This is a genomic window from Arthrobacter sp. (assembly GCF_031988865.1).
GTDB lineage: Bacteria > Actinomycetota > Actinomycetes > Actinomycetales > Micrococcaceae > Arthrobacter_B.
The window spans coordinates 23816-24238 of the sequence record NZ_DALZXY010000052.1; the positions used below are offsets into that span (position 1 = coordinate 23816).

The window sequence follows — 423 nt, forward strand, 5'->3', positions numbered from 1 at the left end:
CCCGACCCGGCCCCCGCCGGCGCACTCCCGGACGGTCCCTTCGACCTGCGCCGGCTCGGCCGCGGACTGGTCTTCGCCCGGTCCCTGCCGGACCTCGCCCAGGCCCTGGACCAAGCTGCAGGTGGACGCACCGCCGTCGTGCAGGCTCCACCCGGCACCGGTAAAACCACGCTTGTACCGCCACTCGTCGCGAACCTCGCCGGCGCCGGTGCGGGGCGGATCGTCGTGACCCAGCCCCGGCGGGTGGCGGCCCGGGCCGCAGCCCGCCGCCTGGCCACGCTCGACGGGTCCAATGTGGGCGAGCGGGTGGGGTACACCGTGCGCGGGGAACGCCACGCGGGAAGCCGCACAGCCGTGGAGTTCGTGACTCCGGGAATCCTGCTCCGCCGACTGCTCGCGGATCCTTCCCTGGAGGGCACCGCC

At 75.4% G+C, this 423-nt stretch carries 1 pseudogene; it reads left to right on the forward strand.

The features are described 5' to 3' along the window. Window positions 1-423: pseudogene (locus RTN46_RS10655) on the forward strand (ATP-dependent helicase HrpB); the annotation flags it as partial.